The 16,059-nt window shown below is 63.4% G+C and carries 18 protein-coding genes and 1 tRNA gene; 11 read left to right on the plus strand and 8 right to left on the minus strand.

The window, feature by feature from the left end:
- Nucleotides 1–15: 15 nt before the first annotated feature.
- From NDO55_RS06425 to NDO55_RS06440, 4 genes are read right to left on the minus strand one after another with little or no spacing between them, the layout of a single operon-like run.
- Nucleotides 16–2,076 (minus strand): 3-hydroxyacyl-CoA dehydrogenase NAD-binding domain-containing protein, encoded by a 2,061-nt coding sequence (locus tag NDO55_RS06425; RefSeq protein ID WP_252113516.1) that lies wholly within the window; start codon nt 2,074–2,076, stop codon nt 16–18.
- A gap of 15 nt (nt 2,077–2,091) precedes the next feature.
- Nucleotides 2,092–2,844 (minus strand): SDR family NAD(P)-dependent oxidoreductase, encoded by a 753-nt coding sequence (locus tag NDO55_RS06430; RefSeq protein WP_252113517.1) that lies wholly within the window; start codon nt 2,842–2,844, stop codon nt 2,092–2,094.
- The gene (locus NDO55_RS06435; RefSeq protein ID WP_252113519.1) at nt 2,841–3,617 is read right to left on the minus strand and encodes an SDR family NAD(P)-dependent oxidoreductase; all 777 of its coding nucleotides are present in this window, start codon (nt 3,615–3,617) and stop codon (nt 2,841–2,843) included. The genes NDO55_RS06430 and NDO55_RS06435 overlap by 4 nt, the downstream gene beginning before the upstream one ends.
- 3 nt (nt 3,618–3,620) lie before the next feature.
- Complete coding sequence (locus NDO55_RS06440; RefSeq protein WP_252113521.1) at nt 3,621–4,862, minus strand: acyl-CoA dehydrogenase family protein; 1,242 nt, start codon at nt 4,860–4,862, stop codon at nt 3,621–3,623.
- Nucleotides 4,863–4,941: 79 nt separating this feature from the next.
- On the opposite strand from NDO55_RS06440, the gene NDO55_RS06445 reads away from it, so the two are divergent.
- Together NDO55_RS06445 and NDO55_RS06450 are read left to right on the plus strand one after the other, a co-directional pair.
- Complete coding sequence (locus NDO55_RS06445) at nt 4,942–6,099, plus strand: acyl-CoA dehydrogenase family protein (protein ID WP_252115560.1); 1,158 nt, start codon at nt 4,942–4,944, stop codon at nt 6,097–6,099.
- 3 nt (nt 6,100–6,102) lie between these two features.
- Nucleotides 6,103–7,224, plus strand: a complete 1,122-nt coding sequence (locus NDO55_RS06450; protein ID WP_341869972.1) for an acyl-CoA dehydrogenase family protein — start codon at nt 6,103–6,105, stop codon at nt 7,222–7,224.
- On the opposite strand, the gene NDO55_RS06455 is transcribed toward NDO55_RS06450, so the two are convergent.
- Nucleotides 7,221–7,613, minus strand: coding sequence for a PaaI family thioesterase (locus NDO55_RS06455; protein ID WP_252113523.1), 393 nt, complete (start codon nt 7,611–7,613; stop codon nt 7,221–7,223). The genes NDO55_RS06450 and NDO55_RS06455 overlap by 4 nt on opposite strands.
- A gap of 19 nt (nt 7,614–7,632) precedes the next feature.
- A complete protein-coding gene (locus NDO55_RS06460) occupies nt 7,633–7,785 on the minus strand; it encodes a hypothetical protein (RefSeq protein WP_252113525.1) in 153 nt (50 codons plus the stop codon).
- A 197-nt stretch (nt 7,786–7,982) separates the two neighbouring features.
- Here NDO55_RS06460 and purS point away from each other — a divergent pair, with 197 nt between their 5' ends.
- The 8 genes from purS (at nt 7,983) to NDO55_RS06500 (ending at nt 13,466) form a co-directional block, all read left to right on the plus strand.
- Entirely contained in the window at nt 7,983–8,213 is a 231-nt protein-coding gene (gene purS / locus NDO55_RS06465; RefSeq protein WP_252113527.1) for a phosphoribosylformylglycinamidine synthase subunit PurS, read from the plus strand.
- Nucleotides 8,210–8,875 carry a phosphoribosylformylglycinamidine synthase subunit PurQ gene (purQ, locus tag NDO55_RS06470; protein ID WP_252113529.1) on the plus strand — a complete coding sequence of 222 codons (666 nt, stop codon included), beginning with the start codon at nt 8,210–8,212 and terminating at the stop codon, nt 8,873–8,875. The genes purS and purQ overlap by 4 nt, the downstream gene beginning before the upstream one ends.
- Nucleotides 8,876–9,001: 126 nt before the next feature.
- Nucleotides 9,002–9,078 (plus strand) — tRNA-Arg (locus NDO55_RS06475).
- A 20-nt stretch (nt 9,079–9,098) separates the two neighbouring features.
- Entirely contained in the window at nt 9,099–10,151 is a 1,053-nt protein-coding gene (locus NDO55_RS06480) for a hypothetical protein (RefSeq protein ID WP_252113531.1), read from the plus strand.
- A 157-nt stretch (nt 10,152–10,308) separates the two neighbouring features.
- Nucleotides 10,309–10,932: a PIG-L deacetylase family protein gene (locus NDO55_RS06485; RefSeq protein ID WP_252113533.1), complete on the plus strand. Its 624-nt coding sequence runs from the start codon at nt 10,309–10,311 to the stop codon at nt 10,930–10,932.
- Nucleotides 10,929–12,077, plus strand: a complete 1,149-nt coding sequence (locus NDO55_RS06490; protein ID WP_252113535.1) for a glycosyltransferase family 2 protein — start codon at nt 10,929–10,931, stop codon at nt 12,075–12,077. Before NDO55_RS06485 ends, NDO55_RS06490 begins: the two co-directional genes overlap by 4 nt.
- Nucleotides 12,064–12,675 carry an LbetaH domain-containing protein gene (locus NDO55_RS06495; RefSeq protein WP_252113537.1) on the plus strand — a complete coding sequence of 204 codons (612 nt, stop codon included), beginning with the start codon at nt 12,064–12,066 and terminating at the stop codon, nt 12,673–12,675. The genes NDO55_RS06490 and NDO55_RS06495 overlap by 14 nt, the downstream gene beginning before the upstream one ends.
- Nucleotides 12,672–13,466, plus strand: coding sequence for a YaiO family outer membrane beta-barrel protein (locus tag NDO55_RS06500; protein WP_252113539.1), 795 nt, complete (start codon nt 12,672–12,674; stop codon nt 13,464–13,466). Before NDO55_RS06495 ends, NDO55_RS06500 begins: the two co-directional genes overlap by 4 nt.
- 84 nt (nt 13,467–13,550) lie before the next feature.
- On the opposite strand, the gene NDO55_RS06505 is transcribed toward NDO55_RS06500, so the two are convergent.
- Nucleotides 13,551–14,969 carry an FAD-binding oxidoreductase gene (locus tag NDO55_RS06505; protein WP_252113541.1) on the minus strand — a complete coding sequence of 473 codons (1,419 nt, stop codon included), beginning with the start codon at nt 14,967–14,969 and terminating at the stop codon, nt 13,551–13,553.
- Between the two features lie 53 nt (nt 14,970–15,022).
- On the opposite strand from NDO55_RS06505, the gene NDO55_RS06510 reads away from it, so the two are divergent.
- On the plus strand, nt 15,023–15,520 hold the full coding sequence (locus tag NDO55_RS06510) for a dihydrofolate reductase (protein ID WP_252113543.1): 498 nt from the start codon (nt 15,023–15,025) through the stop codon (nt 15,518–15,520).
- On the opposite strand, the gene NDO55_RS06515 is transcribed toward NDO55_RS06510, so the two are convergent.
- On the minus strand, nt 15,517–16,053 hold the full coding sequence (locus NDO55_RS06515) for an SRPBCC family protein (protein WP_252113545.1): 537 nt from the start codon (nt 16,051–16,053) through the stop codon (nt 15,517–15,519). The genes NDO55_RS06510 and NDO55_RS06515 overlap by 4 nt on opposite strands.
- Between the last annotated feature and the right edge of the window lie 6 nt (nt 16,054–16,059).

Consider the following 16,059-nt stretch of genomic DNA (forward strand, 5'->3'; position numbering starts at 1 on the left):
CGCCAATGCCTCGTTCTAGCGGGTAAACTTCTCGCCCTTCTCGGCTTTGTCGAGAAGGAGCTGGGAGAAGCTGAACGTGTCGCCCAGGCGCTCCTGCTGGCGCTTCAAACCCTCGACGATCTTGTCGGGACCTTCGCTGTCTGCCCAGTACATCGGGCCGCCTCGATAGACCGGCCAGCCATAGCCGTAGATCCACACGACATCGATGTCGGAGGCGCGCTGCGCCTTGCCTTCTTCAAGGATCTTCGCGCCTTCGTTGACCATCGTGTAGAGCGTGCGCTCAACGATTTCCTGGTCGCTGATCTCGCGGGTCTCGGTGATCCCCTTCTTGGCGCGGAATTCCTCGATGATACCGGCGGTCACGTCCGACGGGCTCGGGCGGCGATTTTCGTCATAATCGTAGAAGCCCGCGCCCTTCTTCTGGCCCCAACGCTCCTTGGCGCAGAGCGCATCGCGGATATTCTCGATGCGGCTGGGATCGCGGTGCCAGCCGATATCGACGCCGGCAAGGTCGGCCATCTGGAACGGGCCCATCGGCATGCCGAATTCGACATGGACCTTGTCGACCTGTGCCGGGGTCGCGCCTTCGAGCAGCAGCTTTTCCGCTTCCAGCTGGCGCGGGATGAGCATGCGGTTGCCGATGAAGCCGTAACAGACGCCAGCAATGACGGCGACTTTGCGGATCTTCTTGGCCAGCGCCATGGCAGTGACGAGCACGTCGTCCGCCGTCTTGTCGCCGCGGACGACTTCCAGCAGCTTCATGATGTTGGCGGGAGAGAAGAAGTGGAGTCCGACCACATCCTCGGGACGCTTCGTCACCGACGCAATCTCGTTGATATCGAGATAGGAGGTGTTCGACGCCAGGATCGCACCCTGTTTGGCGATGCCGTCCAGCTTGGTGAAGATCTCCTTCTTCACGTCCATATTCTCGTAGACCGCCTCGATGATGAGGTCGCATTCACCAAGATCGTCGAAGTTGAGCGAGGGCTTGAGAAGCCCCATCGCACCTTCGACCTGCTCCGCCGTCATGCGGCCCTTGCGCGCGGTCGCTTCGTAATTCTTGCGCATGATGCCGGTGCCGCGGTCGAGCGCATCCTGGTTCATCTCGACGATGGTCACGGGGATACCCGCCGACAGGAAGTTCATCGAGATACCGCCACCCATGGTGCCGGCACCGATCACGCCGACGCGCTTGATCTCGCGCGGGGCGACGCTGTCGTCGACGCCGTCGATCTTGGACGCTTTGCGTTCGGCAAAGAAGAAATACTGACGCGCACGCGCCTGCGGGCCGCTCATCAGCTCCATGAACTTGGTGCGCTCGAACATCACGCCCTTGTCGAACGGCATTTCGGTCGCGGCCTTGATCGTCTCGAGGTTGGCCTGCGGCGCGACATCGCCGCGGAACAGCTTGGCATTCTTCTTCTTGAACTCGTCGAAGATGGCCGGGTCGACATTCTCGATCCGCTCGTTGCGCTCGCTCGACCGCGGCAACGGACGCGTGTCCTTCACTTCGTGGGCATAGGCGACCGCATGTTCGAGAAGGTCGCCTTCGATGATCTTGTCGACGAGACCGGCACCGGCAGCGACCTGCGCGCTGATTGGCTTGCCGGTAACGGCCATCTGGAGCGCCAATTCGGGGCCCGCAACACGAGGGCCGCGCTGCGTGCCGCCAGCACCCGGCAGCAGGCCGAGATTGACTTCGGGGAAGCCCAGCTTGGCCGAGCCCAGCGCCACACGATAATGACAGCCGAGAGCAATCTCGCAGCCGCCGCCCAGCGCCGTGCCGTGGATCGCGGCGACGACCGGCTTGGTACAGGCCTCGATGCGGTCGACCACGTCGGGCAGCCAAGGCATGACCGGCGGTTTGCCGAATTCCGAAATGTCCGCGCCCGCAAAGAAGGTGCGGCCCTTGCAGGCGATAACCACCGCATTGACGCCGTCATCGGCCTCGGCGGCCTCGATCTCGCGGACCAGCCCCTGCCGGACTGCCGCGCCCAGCGCGTTCACCGGCGGATTGTCGCTCCAGATGATCCGGACATCGCCGTGATTCTCGCTGCTGATGGGATCGTCGCTCATTGATAGTCTCTCCGTTTAACTTGCAGTGCGGCCGTAGACCTGCCGCGTATAGGGATGGGAACTGGAAAGCCCGCCGTCGACGACCAACGCATGGCCGTTGACGTAGGATGCCTCGTCGGAGGCGAGAAATAGGGCGGCGGCGGCAATTTCTTCGGGCTCGCCGCCACGGCGGAGCGGATTGAGTTTGCCGATCTCGCCTTCATTGCCCTTGGCGCGGGCATGGTCGTAGATGAATTGCGTCATCCCGGTCTCGATGAGGCCAGGGCAGATGGCGTTGACGCGCACATTGGCGCCGGACATTTGCTGCGCCGCAATCTTCACGAGATTGATCACGCCCGCCTTGGACGCCGTATAGGCCGGCCCGCCCGCGCCCGAGCGCAAGCCCGCTACGCTCGCCGTGGCGATGATCGAGCCGCCGCCCGATTTCTTCATCGCCGGCGCGGCATGCTTGATCGCCATGGCCGGGCCGATCAGGTTGACGCGCAGGATTTCGGCCCAGGTGTTTTCATCCTGGTCGAAGATACCGTCGAAACCGCCGGACACGCCGGCATTGGCGAACATGACGTCGAGGCGGCCATGCTGCTCGACCACCTCGTCGATCAGCGCCTTGACCGCTTCCTCGCTGCCCGCATCGCATTCGACGTCGGCCCCCTTGAGGTCGGCACCAACCACTGTCGCGCCATGCCCTCGAAACAAGTCCACGGTTGCGCGCCCGATGCCCGAGCCCGCGCCCGTGACGATGGCGATTTTACCGTCGAGACGACTCACAACCCCGCGCCCACGGTCGCACCGCCATCGACGACGATCGACTGGCCGGTCATGTAGCTGGAGGCGGGCGAGGCGAGGAATACCGCTGCCCCCGCAATTTCGTCAGGCTCGCCGATGCGCTTCAATGGCATGGGCGCGACGATCTTCTTCAACAGGTCGGGATTTTCCCACAGCGCCTTGGCGAAATCGGTCTTGATCAGACCCGGCGCGATGCAATTGACGCGCACCTTCTTGGGCCCGAATTCGGCCGCGAGGTTGCGCGCCAGCTGGAAGTCTGCCGCCTTCGACACATTGTAGGCACCGATGGTCGTCGACGCGGTCATGCCGCCGATCGAGCTCACGATGATGATCGAGCCATCCTCGCGCTCGAGCATGCCGGGGGCGCACATCTGGATGAGCCAGTGGTTGGAAATAACATTGTTCCGCAGGATCTTTTCGAACTGCTCGTCGGTAATCCCGCCCATCGGCCCGAAATAGGGGTTGGAGGCGGCATTGCAGACGAGGATGTCGACCTTGCCGAACGCTTCCTTGGCCTTGTCGACCATCGCCTGCAGCCCGGCCTTGTCCGAGATGTTCGCCGCCACGGCGATGGCATTGCCGCCGCCACGCGCATTGATCGCCTCGGCCACCTCGTCGCACTTTTCCTGCGTCCGGCTCGAAATGACGACGTTGCAGCCGCGCTGCGCCAGTTGCTCCGCAATGGCCTGCCCGATGCCGCGCGAGGAGCCGGTGATGATGGCGCTCTTGCCGGCAAGGTCGAAGGGATCGGTCATCGCTTAAATCTCCGCATGTTTGGCATATTCGAGGCGCGCGATTGAACGCGCATGCACCTCGTCGGGCCCGTCGGCCAGCCGCAGCGTGCGAATGCCCGCCCAGCTATGCGCGAGCGGCGCATCCTGGCTGACACCCGCGCCGCCAAATGCCTGGATCGCATCGTCGATCACCTGCAGCGCCATCTTGGGCGCCTTCACCTTGATCATCGCGATTTCGGCCTTGGCTTCCTTGTTGCCGACCTTGTCCATCATGTCGGCGGCCTTGAGGCAGAGGAGGCGCGTCGCATCGATCTCGATCCGCGCATCGGCGACGCGCTGCTCCCAGATCGAATGTTCGGCGATCGTCTTGCCGAAGGCGACGCGGCTGTTGAGCCGTTTGACCATCAGCATCAGCGCTTCTTCGGCGGCACCGATGGTGCGCATGCAGTGATGTATGCGGCCCGGGCCGAGGCGACCCTGAGCAATTTCGAACCCGCGCCCCTCGCCCAGCAATATGTTGCTGGCCGGCACGCGGACATTGTCGAGCTTGATCTCCATATGGCCGTGCGGCGCATCGTCATAACCATAGACATGGAGCGCCCGCTCGATCGTCACGCCCTCGGCATCCAAGGGCATCAGCACCATCGATTGCTGGCGGTACTTATGCTCTTCCGGGTCGGTCTTGCCCATCAGGATGGCGATCTTGGCGCGCGGATCGCCCGCCCCGCTAGACCACCATTTCTTGCCGTTGATGACATAATCATCGCCGTCGCGTGCAATCGAACATTCGATATTGGTCGCGTCGGACGATGCCACTCCCGGTTCCGTCATCAGGAAGGCCGAGCGGATCTCGCCATTCATAAGGGGTGCGAGCCACTGATCCTTCTGCTCGCGCGTGCCGTAGCGATGCAGCACTTCCATATTGCCCGTATCGGGCGCCGAGCAGTTGAAAACTTCGCTCGACCACAGGATGCGACCCATTTCCTCGGCGCACAGCGCATATTCGAGGTTGGTGAGTTGCTCGCCAACGAATTCGAAGCTCTCGTCGACATGGCTGAGCGCGCCGCCGGGCGGCATGAAGAGGTTCCACAGACCCGCCTCGCGCGCCTTGGGTTTCAGCTTCTCGATCACCGGCAAAGGCTGCCAGCGATCACCGTCGGCAATCTGTCGATGATAGTCCGCGACTCGCGGTCGTACGTGCTCGTCGATGAAGGATTTCACCCGATCACGGAAAAAGGCCTGCCTTTCCGTAAGGTCAAAGTCCATTCACTCTCTCCCCTTCTTGCGCATCCTTAAGTTGCGCTTCAAAACGGGGCTAATGCACCCCACAGGAGAGGACAAGGGTATGGCCGATCTGGAGAGCTTTGCGCGCGACGTACGACAATGGCTGGAGGACAATGTCCCCGCCTCGATGCGCGAGCCGATGACCAGCGAGAAGGATGTTTGCTGGGGCGGACGCGACTTCGTGTTCCAGTCGGACGACCAGAAGGCATGGCTGGAAGCAGCCGCCTCGCGCGGTTGGACCGTGCCCGACTGGCCCAAGGAATATGGCGGCGGTGGCCTGAGCCCTGAGGAGAGTAAGATCCTCAGGGCCGAGATGAAGAAGATGAACGTGCGCACGCCGCTCACGTCGTTCGGCATCTCGATGCTCGGCCCGGCATTGCTCAAATTCGGCACCGAAGAGCAGAAGAAGCGCTTCCTCCCGGAAATCGCACGCGGAGAGATCCGTTGGTGCCAAGGCTATTCCGAGCCGGGCGCCGGCAGCGACCTTGCCGGTCTCCAGACGAAAGCGGAGGACAAGGGCGACCATTATCTCGTCAACGGACAGAAGGTATGGACCAGCTATGCCGACGAGGCCGACTGGATCTTCTGCCTTGTGCGCACCTCGAAAGAATCGAAGCATGGCGGCATCAGCTTCCTGCTGTTCGATATGGCCAGCGAAGGCGTCACGACCAAGCCGATCAAGCTGATCAGCGGCTATTCGCCCTTCTGCGAAACCTTCTTCGACGATGTGAAAGTCCCCAAGGACCAGCTCGTCCATAATGAGAATGAAGGCTGGACCGTTGCGAAGTACCTGCTCGGCCATGAGCGCGAGATGATTTCGGGCATGGGCCTTGGCGGCGAGGCCGGGTCGAGCCTGATGAGCGAAGCGATTGCGGATGCCGATGCCATCCTCGCCGCCGACCTTGCCCGCTTCGATGTCGACGCCCTCGCCTTCCAGGCGATGAGCGAGCATTTCATCGACAAATTGAAGGCCGGCGAAGCGCATCCCGCCGAGCCGAGCCTCATGAAATATGCCGGCACCGAATTGAACAAGCGTCGCCACGAGCTGGTGATGATGGGTGGCGGCTCGAACGCGCTCGAATGGGAAAGCGAGCGGTCGAATAACGGGCAGACCCCGCGCGACTGGCTGCGCACCAAGGCCAACTCGATCGAGGGCGGCACATCCGAAATCCAGCTCGGCATCGTCGCCAAGCATATCCTCCAGCTTCCGGGAGCCTGATCCGTGCTTAAACTCAACGAAGACCAGGTCATGCTGCAGGACAGCGTCCGCCCGTTCATGGCGGACGAGGGCAAGATCGAAACACAGCTCCGCCACTGGCGCGACATTGGTTGCAAGGATGGGTTCGGCCATGACCTGTGGAAGCAGTTCGCCGAACTCGGCCTGACCGGCATCCTCATTCCCGAGGAGCAGGGCGGATCGGGGCTCGGCCAGATCGAAGCCAATGTCGTGCTCGAGGAAATCGGGCGCAACCTCACCCCCTCGCCCTTCCTGACAACTGCCGTTGCCGCTGTCCGCGCGATGGAAGGCACTGCGCACGCCGACAAGTGGTTCCCGGGCATCGTTGCAGGCGAGACCGTCGCCGCGCTCGCCATCGACGAGGGCAAGCATCATGATCCGGCCGCCGTCGCGCTCGAGGCCAAGCGTTCGGGCAACGGATTTTCGCTATCGGGCAAGAAGCAGTTCGTCGTCCACGCCGCCAGCGCCGACGTCATCCTTGTCGCAGCGCGCACCGGCGGGTCGAAGGGCGAGACGGAAGGCCTGACTCTCTTCGCGATTTCCAAGGGCGCCAAGGGTCTCGAGATCGACAATCTTGCCATGGCGGATTCATCGAAGGCCGCGCGCCTCCAGTTCGACAATGTCGAGGTCGACGCCGATGCGGTTGTCGGCGAAGTCGATGGCGGCTGGGATGTCCTCAAGCGCACGCTTGCGGCCGGCAGCTCCGGCGCAGCGTCCGAACTAACCGGCGTCGCTGCCGGCGCGTTCGGGATGACCAACGATTATCTCAAGGAGCGCAAGCAATTCGGCACCGAAATCGGTCGCTTCCAGGCGCTGCAGCATCGCGCTGCGCACCTTTATGGCGAGATCGAGATTGCCCGTGCCGCCACCCTCAAGGCCGCACAGCTCCTCGACGAAGGCAGCCCCCAGGCCGACCTGTTCGTCTCGGTCGCCAAGGCCAAATCGGGCGCGGTCAGCCGCCTCGCGGTCCAGGAAGCGATCCAGATGCATGGCGGCATCGGCATGACAGACGAGCATGACATCGGCTTCTACATGAAGCGTCAGGCAGTCGTGGACGAACTGTTCGGCTCGCCCAACTATCATGCGTTGAAGGTGGCCGGCCGCTAGTCGGACTGGCGATCGAGCAGGAAGTTCATCCGCGCGCTGGCGATCGGCGTGTCGCGGCTGTCCTGCCATGCGAAGGCATCGACATTGGCCATGCGCCTTCCCAGCCGCTCGATGACGGCATCGGCGTAGGTGGGCTTGGGCCGTCCCCCACGCATGAAATCGACCGTCACGGTGATCGGTTTCATCTCGATTTGCTCGTCGGCCAATGCGAGGCGTAGCGTTCCGAAAGCCGCGCTTTCCAAAAGGCCGGTAATCGCACCGCCATGCAGGAAACCGGGGCGTCCCACGACATCATCCGTGAAGGGCATTACGAGCTGCAAGCGGTCGTCGACCAGCTTGGGCTCGATCCGGAGCAATCGGGCGTAAGGCGGTAGGTTTGCGGCGTCCATCGCCGCTCGCGCTAGCAGATCAGCCGCGCGTCTTGTAGCCGGCAAGAATGCCGAGCGCGAAGGCTGCGAACAGTGCCGCCTGGACCTTCCCGTCCGGATCGGACCAGCCGAAATAGATATTTCCCCACCCGAACAGGGCGATGAACAATACGGATGCAAGACCGACGATCATGCGATTCTCCCTCGTGGCGGAGCCTAGAAATCCGCCAAATACACAACTTTTCCAAAAGGCGCCCCTTCCCTGCCGGGCTCGCCTTGGGAAAAGTGTCGGAGAATAAGGTTAGCAAATGGTAAAGCTTGTCCTTCGCGCGGGCATGCGATAGCCGCTGGCCTGACCATCCTTTCCAGCCACAAAGAGGCCCCGAACCCATGAAAGCGCGCATCTTCATCACGTTGAAACCGGGCGTCCTCGACCCCCAGGGCAAGGCGATCCACCACGCGCTCAACGGATTGGGCTTCGATGGCGTGTCCGACGTGCGCGCCGGCAAGGTGATCGAAATGGATGTCGCCGACGGCACCGATGACGAGACGCTGAAGGCGATGTGCGAAAAGCTGCTCGCCAACACGGTGATCGAAAATTACCGGATCGAGACCGAATGACCGCCGCCGTCATCATCTTCCCCGGCTCCAACTGCGACCGCGACCTTGCGGTTGCGTTCGAGGCAGTGACCGGAAAGGCGCCGCACCTCGTCTGGCATGGCGAGACCGACCTGCCCGCCGACACCGACCTGATCGGCCTGCCGGGCGGCTTTTCCTACGGCGACTATTTGCGCTCGGGCGCGATCGCTGCGCGTTCGCCGATCATGCGCGCCGTCGCTGCCGCAGCCGAGAAGGGCGTTCCCACCATCGGCATCTGCAACGGCTTCCAGCTGCTCACCGAAGCCGGGATGCTGCCGGGCGCGCTGATGCGCAACGCCTCGCTCCACTATATCTGCCGCACCGTTCGCCTGAGCGTCGAGAATGACAGCAGCGTTTTCACGCGCGACTATCGCAAGGGCGAGGAAATCGGCATCCCGATCGCCCATCATGACGGCAATTACCAGGCCGACGAGGATGTGCTCGACCGGCTCGAGGGCGATGGGCGCGTCGCGTTCAAATATCTGGACAAGGTCAATGGATCGGCCCGGAACATTGCCGGCATCCTCAATGCCAAGGGCAATGTCCTCGGCATGATGCCCCACCCCGAACGCGCCTTCGAAACCGCACATGGCAATAGCGACGGTCGCCGGCTGTTCGAGGGCCTCGTCGAGACGGTCGCTTGACGGCTCACTAGCTGACAGGACTGCCGGTGCCCTTCGGTCAGCCGACAGTTTTTCCTGAGCACGCGATGCGAAGCGCACGAAGAATGTTCGCAGAGTCGCGAAAAGCGGTTAGAGAGGCTGGCGGGGGCGCCCGTAGCTCAGTTGGATAGAGCACGAGACTTCTAATCTTGAGGCCGGAGGTTCGAATCCTCCCGGGCGCACCACTGTTTTAGGGGGAAGAAACGTGTCGAAGTCCAAGTCCGCCAAGAACCAGCGCACCGTGCCAATCCAAAAGGCGCTGCAAATGGCGATGAATGCTGAGCGCAACGGCCATCCCGACGCGGCATTGTCGGTCTACCGCAAGCTGGCAGCCGCGAAGGACATGACGACACCTTTCATGCGCGACGTGACGGCAGGCCTCTATCGCCTCGGCGATGTCGAGGCCGCGCAGAAACTCAACGAACGCAGCATTGCCGAACGCGCCGCGCAAATGCCCGACAAGATCGAAACCGCGCTCGAAGGGCTTTGGAATCATGTCGACAAAGTCCGGCTCGATCCCGACATGCTCGACTGGGCCTGGGAAGCGCGTCCCGACGACCTCGACATGGATCGCGACGAATGGGAGCGTCATGCAAAATGGGGTGCGCTGGCCGACCGGGTGCTGCGCGACTGGTTCGAGGTGCATCCCGACGGCAAGGGCGCCGAAAACCTGTTTCCCGACCTCAAAGACTCCATCGCGACCTTGGAAGGCGCCAAGACCAAGAACGGTCTCTGCGTCGCTGCCGCCCATATCGGACCGATCTTCAGCGGCCCGCTTTTCTGGGCGGTCGCCGACTATGACTGCCGCTATGTCGGGGCCTTTCCCGCGGTCCCCGGGTCGCCGCTGGCCAAACGCCTGATTTCGACTTCTACCCTCACCCCGGACCAGGTCCGCGACGCCGCGCGCGAAGCGCTCGAAGCGGGGCTCACGCTCTACAATGCCCCCGATGCCAGCCCGCGTGCCAATGTCGAAAGCGCCGACGGTCACAACCTCCCCATCCGCATCGCGCCTCTGCTGCCGCGCCTTGCCTTCCAGATGGGCACGCACAGCTACTACACGGCAGCCAAATGGCAGGGTCACCAAATCGTCTATGATCGCGTGCGCCTGCCCGATCCCGAGGAGGGCGAGAGCGAAGAGCAATTCATCGCCCGTTGGCGCAAGGCCTACTATGCCGAAGCGATGAAACAGGCGCGGACCCGGCCTGAAAATCTGCGCCTCCATCGCGGTCTGTGGCGCAGCGCGAAGAAGCCGGTCTAGCGCCGACCTTTCCTCCGAAACGGACCCGAGTTCGATTGCGCGAATCGGTTCCGATGTTCTTCCTTTGTCCCGCTACGGCGACCTGCCGGCAGCCGGACAAGCGGGAAGGACGCATCAATGGCCTGCGGTACGCATCATGCCCTGACGAGGTTTGCCGGTGGGTGAACCGCGGCGAATCCTTGCCGTCGGTGCCCATCCCGACGACCTCGAATTGGGCTGTGGCGGCACCTTGGCGAAGCTTGCTGCGTCCGGTGCACGGATCCGTGCCATCGTCCTGAGCCGCGGCGAGCGCGGCCTTCCATCCGGCAGCAATCTCGATCGCCTCGACGAGACTTGCCGCGCGCTGGGGCTCTTGGGTGTCCAGGACGTCGTCACTGCCGACTTTCCAGATACGCGCTTTGCCGAAGCGCTCACCGACATGATCGCCTTCCTCGAAAGCGAAATTCGCAGCTTCGTCCCTGAACGCCTCTACACGATGGATGATGGCGACCGGCACCAGGACCATCGCACGGTCCACCGCGCCAGCCTCGTCGCTGCACGCAGCGTGCCGCAGGTCCTCACCTACGAGACGCCCTCCAGCGGTGCCGATTTCGTGCCCCATTATTTCGAGGAGCTCGGGCGCTGGCTCGATGTGAAGCTCGAGGCCATCGCCGCGCATGAGAGCCAGCGGCATCGCGAGTACATGCACCCCGACCGCCTTCGCGCCGCTGCTATGTTTCGCGGCCAGCAGGCGGGTACCGGCCCGAGCGAAGGCTATGCTGTGATGAAGTTGGTCGCATGAAGACCGCGCTCTTCCTCGCGATGCTGGTCGGGCTCGTCCTGATGATGCTGACGCGCCCGTCGCGCCCCAGTCAGCGGCGAGGCTGCGTCGATGCGGTCCTGCCCGCCTATAACGAACAATTGTGCATTGCTGCTTCCGTCGAAGGGCTGCTCTCCCACCCGATGATCGATCGCGTCATCGTGGTGAATGACGGGTCGACCGATGGCACGCGCGCCGAGCTCGACCTTCTGGCGCGGCGACATGGCACGCGGCTGGTCGCCATCCATCAGGCCAACACCGGCAAGGGCGGCGCATTGATGCGTGGCATCGGCCATGTCCGTACCGAAGCGGTGTTTCTGACCGACGCCGACACGCTGATCCCGCATGATCTCGGCCTGGCGCACCTGCTGGGCGAGATCGAGCGCGGCGCCGATGCGGTGGGCGGCATTCCTTCATCCAACCTGGTCGGCGCGGGGCTCCTCCCGCACATCCGCGCCACGGTGAAGCTGCCGATGATCGCGCTGCGCCGTACCTTCCAGCAGATGCTCGGCGGCGCGCCCTTCATCGTGTCCGGCGCCTGCGGCATGTTCCGCGTGTCCGCGTTGCGCGCCACCGGCTTTTGCGATCGTACCAAGGTCGAGGATCTCGATCTCAGCTGGACGCTGGTTGCGAGGGGCTATCGCGTGCGCCATTCCAACCGCTGCGTCGTCTTTCCGCAGGAATGCAATAATGTCGCCGACGAATGGCGCCGCTGGCGGCGCTGGATCGTCGGCTATGCGGTGTGCATGCGGTTGCACTGGCCGCTCTTGTCCAGCCGCTTCGGTCTCTTCTCGATCCTTCCCATGTTCCTGGTCGTCGCGGTCGGCATCATGGCCTATCTCACCGGCCTTGCCGTTGCTGCCACCACACATTTCCCGGTCGCGCTGATCGCCTTCCTCTTTCCCTTGCTGTGGGTTGCGATCGTGTCGCTGATCGGCGCCTTTTCGGCATGGCATCATCGCTGCGCGGCGCTCATCCCGCTCGCCCCCTTCGCGCTATTCTACGTCCTGCTCTCCTATACGATCTGGGCCGTCCACGGCCTTGCCGGTCTCCTCACCGGACGCGAACCGAAACGCGACAAGCCGACCCGCTATGCGCCGCAGGAGGCCCGCAATGTGGTGGACTGAACTCGACCGTATCGCCGGGGATTTGCGCGCACTGGACGGCACCGACATCGCACCAAGCGCGATCATCCACCCCGAAGCGCTCCTCGAGGGGCCGGTCCGGATCGGCGAGCGGACACGCGTTTGCCGCGGTGCGCATATCATCGGCCCCGTCGAGATTGGCGAGGACTGCCTGATCGGCGACCAGGTCATGCTGCGCGGGGCGACACGGATCGGCGACCATGTCCGGCTCGGTTTCTGCGCCGAGGTGAAGGCGTCGATCCTCGCCGATCATGTCTCGATCGGCCCGCAATGCTTCGTGGCGGACTCGCTGCTCGATCGCGACGTCTATCTTGGTGCACAGGTGCGCACCTCCAACCATCGCCTCGACAAGGCCAATATCCAGGTCCAAGCGAATGGCGGCACGCACGATAGCGGGCGCGACAAGCTTGGCACCCATATAGGCGCGCGGACGACGCTGGGTATCCAGTGCATCATTCTGCCCGGTCGCATCGTGCCCGCCGACAGCCTGTTCGGCCCCCGCATCACCATCGAGAAGAACCTGCCGCCCGGCCGCTACCGGCTGGCCCAACAATTGATCGCAGAAGGAGCCGGAATATGACCATCCGACCCAAGACCCTCGCCCTCCTAGCCGGCCTGTCAATTTGCGTGCTTGCCAATCCGGCGCAGGCCCAGCAGATTTTCGGCGAGGCCTTCTATGCCGATTATAGCGATGATCGCGGCGAACGCGCCGAGCTGCTCCTGTCGAGCAAGTTCGACCTTGGCGCCGCCGACCTCGTCGTCGAGGGGCGCGCCGGTCGGCGCGAATATGGCAACGACGTCAGCTTCGACGGCAGCAGCGCACGCGCCAATCTGTGGATCGACTGGAATGACGTGCTCGCGACCCGTACCATCCTCGGCGTTTCGAGCGACGATCCCGTCTACGCCAATCGCCGTATCGGTCAGGAAGTCTTGCTTCGCCCGGGCGGCGGCCTGGTCCTGACCGCGGGGCTACGGCATCTCGAGTATTTCGGCGATGTCGGCGTGACCAGCTATTGGGGCGGCCCGGCATTCTATTTCGACGGCGGTTTCGTGCGCTACACCTATACGCGCTACGACATCGATGATGTCGGCGAGACGGACGGCCACCTCCTTACCCTGCGGATCGAGGATCGCCCCGGCTCACGTGCCTCGACCCAAGTCTGGGCCGGCACCGGCAGCAGTCTCGCTGAAGACGACTTCTTCGTCGGCCCCGTCATCGAAGGCGATCAGACCGGGGTGGCGATCCGCCGTGTCCAACCCGTCTCCGACACGGTCGACTTGCTGCTCGGTGCGGAATATCGCGACTATTCGACCGATCTTGGCGATTGGAACCGTACCGGCGTGCGCGTCGGGCTTCGCGTCAACTTCTGACCTGCTTCGCGATGGTCGCCCACTTCCCCCGCTTAGCCCGGGCGACCGCCGCGATCCTGCCGAGACCGGTTTCGCAAACGCGCTTTAGGGGATCAGCTTCCCCGGATTGAGAATACGCTTGGGGTCGAGCGCCTGCTTAAGCGCGCGGAGCATGGCCAGGCGCGCAGGCTCACCCAAGCGCGCAAATTCATCGCGTTTCATCTGGCCGATCCCATGTTCCGCGCTGATCGAGCCGCCATGCGCGACGATCATGTCGTGCACCTTGCGTTCGATCTCTGCCCCCTCGGTTGCTCGCCAATCATCCGAGGCGCGATCCATGGGCCGGACGTGAAGATGGATGTTGCCGTCGCCCAAATGGCCGTAGCCCGACACCCACGCACCGGGATAATCCGCCTCGATCCTGTCCCGAACCTCTTTCAGGAAAGCCGGCATCGCGTCGACCGGCACCGATATGTCGTGACTGTTGGCCATGCCGTAATGCCGCTTTTCCGCATCCGAGAGGTGATGGCGGATCGACCAGAAGGCCTCGGCCTGCGCCTCCGACTGCGCCAGCACCGCGTCCTGCGCGAGACCTTGCTCGATCGCTCCAGCCAAGATCGAACCTAGCTTCTCGTTTAGCGTCCCAGCCTCGCTCTCGCCTTTGGCCTCGATCAGCACCTGCCAGTCATGATCGCCGTCCAATGGTGCGCGAAGGTCGAATACCGCTTCCGCCGCCGCCAAGGAGTCCTTGGGCAACAACTCGAAACCCTCGACTGCATCGCACTCCTGCTCGCAGAAGCGGAGCAGCTTGAGCGCGGCTTGCGGGCTTGCAACGCCAACCCATGCCGTCGCGCGATCGCTCGGCAGCGCGGTCAGTTGCAGGCGGACGGCGGTGATGACCCCGAACTGCCCCTCCCCGCCGATCATCATGCGATCGATACGCGGGCCACGATTATCCTTCTTCAACGGCGAGAGCGTGTCGATCACGCTCCCGTCGGCGAGCACGGCTTCCAGCCCCAACACCTGCTCGCCCATCGTCCCGTGACGAAGCACTTCGGTCCCGCCGGCATTGGTGCTCACTAGCCCGCCAATGGTCGCGCTTCCCCGCGCCCCGAGATCGAGCGGCAGGCGGAGGCCTACCTCGGCCAATTCGTCCTGCAATGTCGCAAGGATCATCCCTGCCTCGACCACGCACTGTCGCGTCTCCGGGTCGATCGCGCGGATCTCCTTCATCCGGCGCAACGAGAGGATGACCATGTCACCGCTTTGGTCAGGCGTCGCGCCGCCGACCATCGAGCTGTTCCCCCCCTGCGGGACCAGCGGCACGCCTGCTTCGTTCGCCGCCGCCAAGATTGTCGAGACCTCTTCGCGGGTGCCGGGCTGGAGCATCGCCGCGGCCTTGCCCGTCCACCGCCCGCGCCAATCGGTCAGCCATGGAGCGATAAGGTCGGGATCGGTCACGACGACCGTCGCGCCCAGCTTTTCGCGCAATTCTGCGATCAATCGGTCGTGGCCTCGGCTCATGAGAACCCTCCTAACCCTTCCAAAGTCCGCGCAAAACCCGCATAAATGCCTGTATGGCCAGTCTACCCCCCATCAACATGATCGTGGCACGCGCCAAGAATGGCGTCATCGGCAAGGATGGCGACCTGCCCTGGCGCCTGCCCGCCGACCTCAAACGCTTCAAGGAGCTGACCATGGACGGCGCCATGATCATGGGGCGAAAGACGTTCGAAAGCCTGCCCAAGGTTCTGCCCGGACGCCGCCATATCGTGCTCACGCGCAACGAGAAGTGGAAGCGAAAGGGCGCCGAAGTCGCACATGATTTCGCCGAGGCGTTCCAGCTCGCCAAGGAGGATCCGGTCTGGATCATCGGCGGCGCCGAAGTCTTCGAGATTTTCCTGCCCTACGTCTCGCGGATCGAGCTTACCGACGTGCTCGCCGAACCCGAGGGCGACACCTTCATGCGCGATCCGTGCGAGATGCGCGATTTTGCGGTGACCGAGGCAAAGAATTATCCGGCGGAGGATGACCACCCCGCCTATCGCTTCGTGACGCTGGAGCGCGTTACCTAACGGCGCGGCAATTGAGCGGCGCGCTCGCGAAAGCGCATCGCCTGTTCCCCGATCACATAATCGACCGCGGCCGACCATTGCTCGGCGTCATTGGCGACGAAGCCGGTGACCTTGAAGTCCATCACCAGCTGCGACCCGGTGCCGGTATTTTCGAGCGACCAGACAAGCACACCAGATGCGCCGGCTGCGCGTAGCGGCCCTAGCCCGCCCTCGAGAATGATGGATTCGCCCGGCGTCACCGCGACGACGCGCATATGCTCGACGAAATTGCCGTCCCAGCGCTCGCAGAAGCAGCCGCCCGGACGCAGGTCGAGCGAGAAATTGTCTGCGTTGAGGGAATAGCTATGCTCGCCATTCCACCAGCGCCGTGGCTCGGTCAGGAGCGTGTAGGCACGCTCCGCCGGGACGACCAGCGGGACGGTGTGGCGAATATGGAAGGAGTTGGTCCCGACGCTGACAACGTCAGCCTTTGCGGGGGTCACGCTAGCAGCGAGCGCAATACCCGCAGCGGCAATCATGGTCAGGAAACGCATCGAAAC

It is taken from the genome of Sphingomicrobium sediminis (assembly GCF_023805295.1).
Taxonomy (GTDB): domain Bacteria; phylum Pseudomonadota; class Alphaproteobacteria; order Sphingomonadales; family Sphingomonadaceae; genus Sphingomicrobium; species Sphingomicrobium sediminis.

Bases quoted from the DNA above. Each gene is read 5' to 3' on its own strand.
- NDO55_RS06425 (WP_252113516.1), bottom strand. From the start codon at position 2,076: ATGAGCGACGATCCCATCAGCAGCGAGAATCACGGCGATGTCCGGATC.
- NDO55_RS06440 (WP_252113521.1), bottom strand. From the start codon at position 4,862: ATGGACTTTGACCTTACGGAAAGGCAGGCCTTTTTCCGTGATCGGGTG.
- purS (WP_252113527.1), top strand. From the start codon at position 7,983: ATGAAAGCGCGCATCTTCATCACGTTGAAACCGGGCGTCCTCGACCCC.
- NDO55_RS06490 (WP_252113535.1), top strand. From the start codon at position 10,929: ATGAAGACCGCGCTCTTCCTCGCGATGCTGGTCGGGCTCGTCCTGATG.
- purQ (WP_252113529.1), top strand. From the start codon at position 8,210: ATGACCGCCGCCGTCATCATCTTCCCCGGCTCCAACTGCGACCGCGAC.
- NDO55_RS06515 (WP_252113545.1), bottom strand. From the start codon at position 16,053: ATGCGTTTCCTGACCATGATTGCCGCTGCGGGTATTGCGCTCGCTGCT.
- NDO55_RS06495 (WP_252113537.1), top strand. From the start codon at position 12,064: ATGTGGTGGACTGAACTCGACCGTATCGCCGGGGATTTGCGCGCACTG.
- NDO55_RS06500 (WP_252113539.1), top strand. From the start codon at position 12,672: ATGACCATCCGACCCAAGACCCTCGCCCTCCTAGCCGGCCTGTCAATT.
- NDO55_RS06510 (WP_252113543.1), top strand. From the start codon at position 15,023: ATGGCCAGTCTACCCCCCATCAACATGATCGTGGCACGCGCCAAGAAT.
- NDO55_RS06435 (WP_252113519.1), bottom strand. From the start codon at position 3,617: ATGACCGATCCCTTCGACCTTGCCGGCAAGAGCGCCATCATCACCGGC.
- NDO55_RS06460 (WP_252113525.1), bottom strand. From the start codon at position 7,785: ATGATCGTCGGTCTTGCATCCGTATTGTTCATCGCCCTGTTCGGGTGG.
- NDO55_RS06445 (WP_252115560.1), top strand. From the start codon at position 4,942: ATGGCCGATCTGGAGAGCTTTGCGCGCGACGTACGACAATGGCTGGAG.
- NDO55_RS06505 (WP_252113541.1), bottom strand. From the start codon at position 14,969: ATGAGCCGAGGCCACGACCGATTGATCGCAGAATTGCGCGAAAAGCTG.
- NDO55_RS06455 (WP_252113523.1), bottom strand. From the start codon at position 7,613: ATGGACGCCGCAAACCTACCGCCTTACGCCCGATTGCTCCGGATCGAG.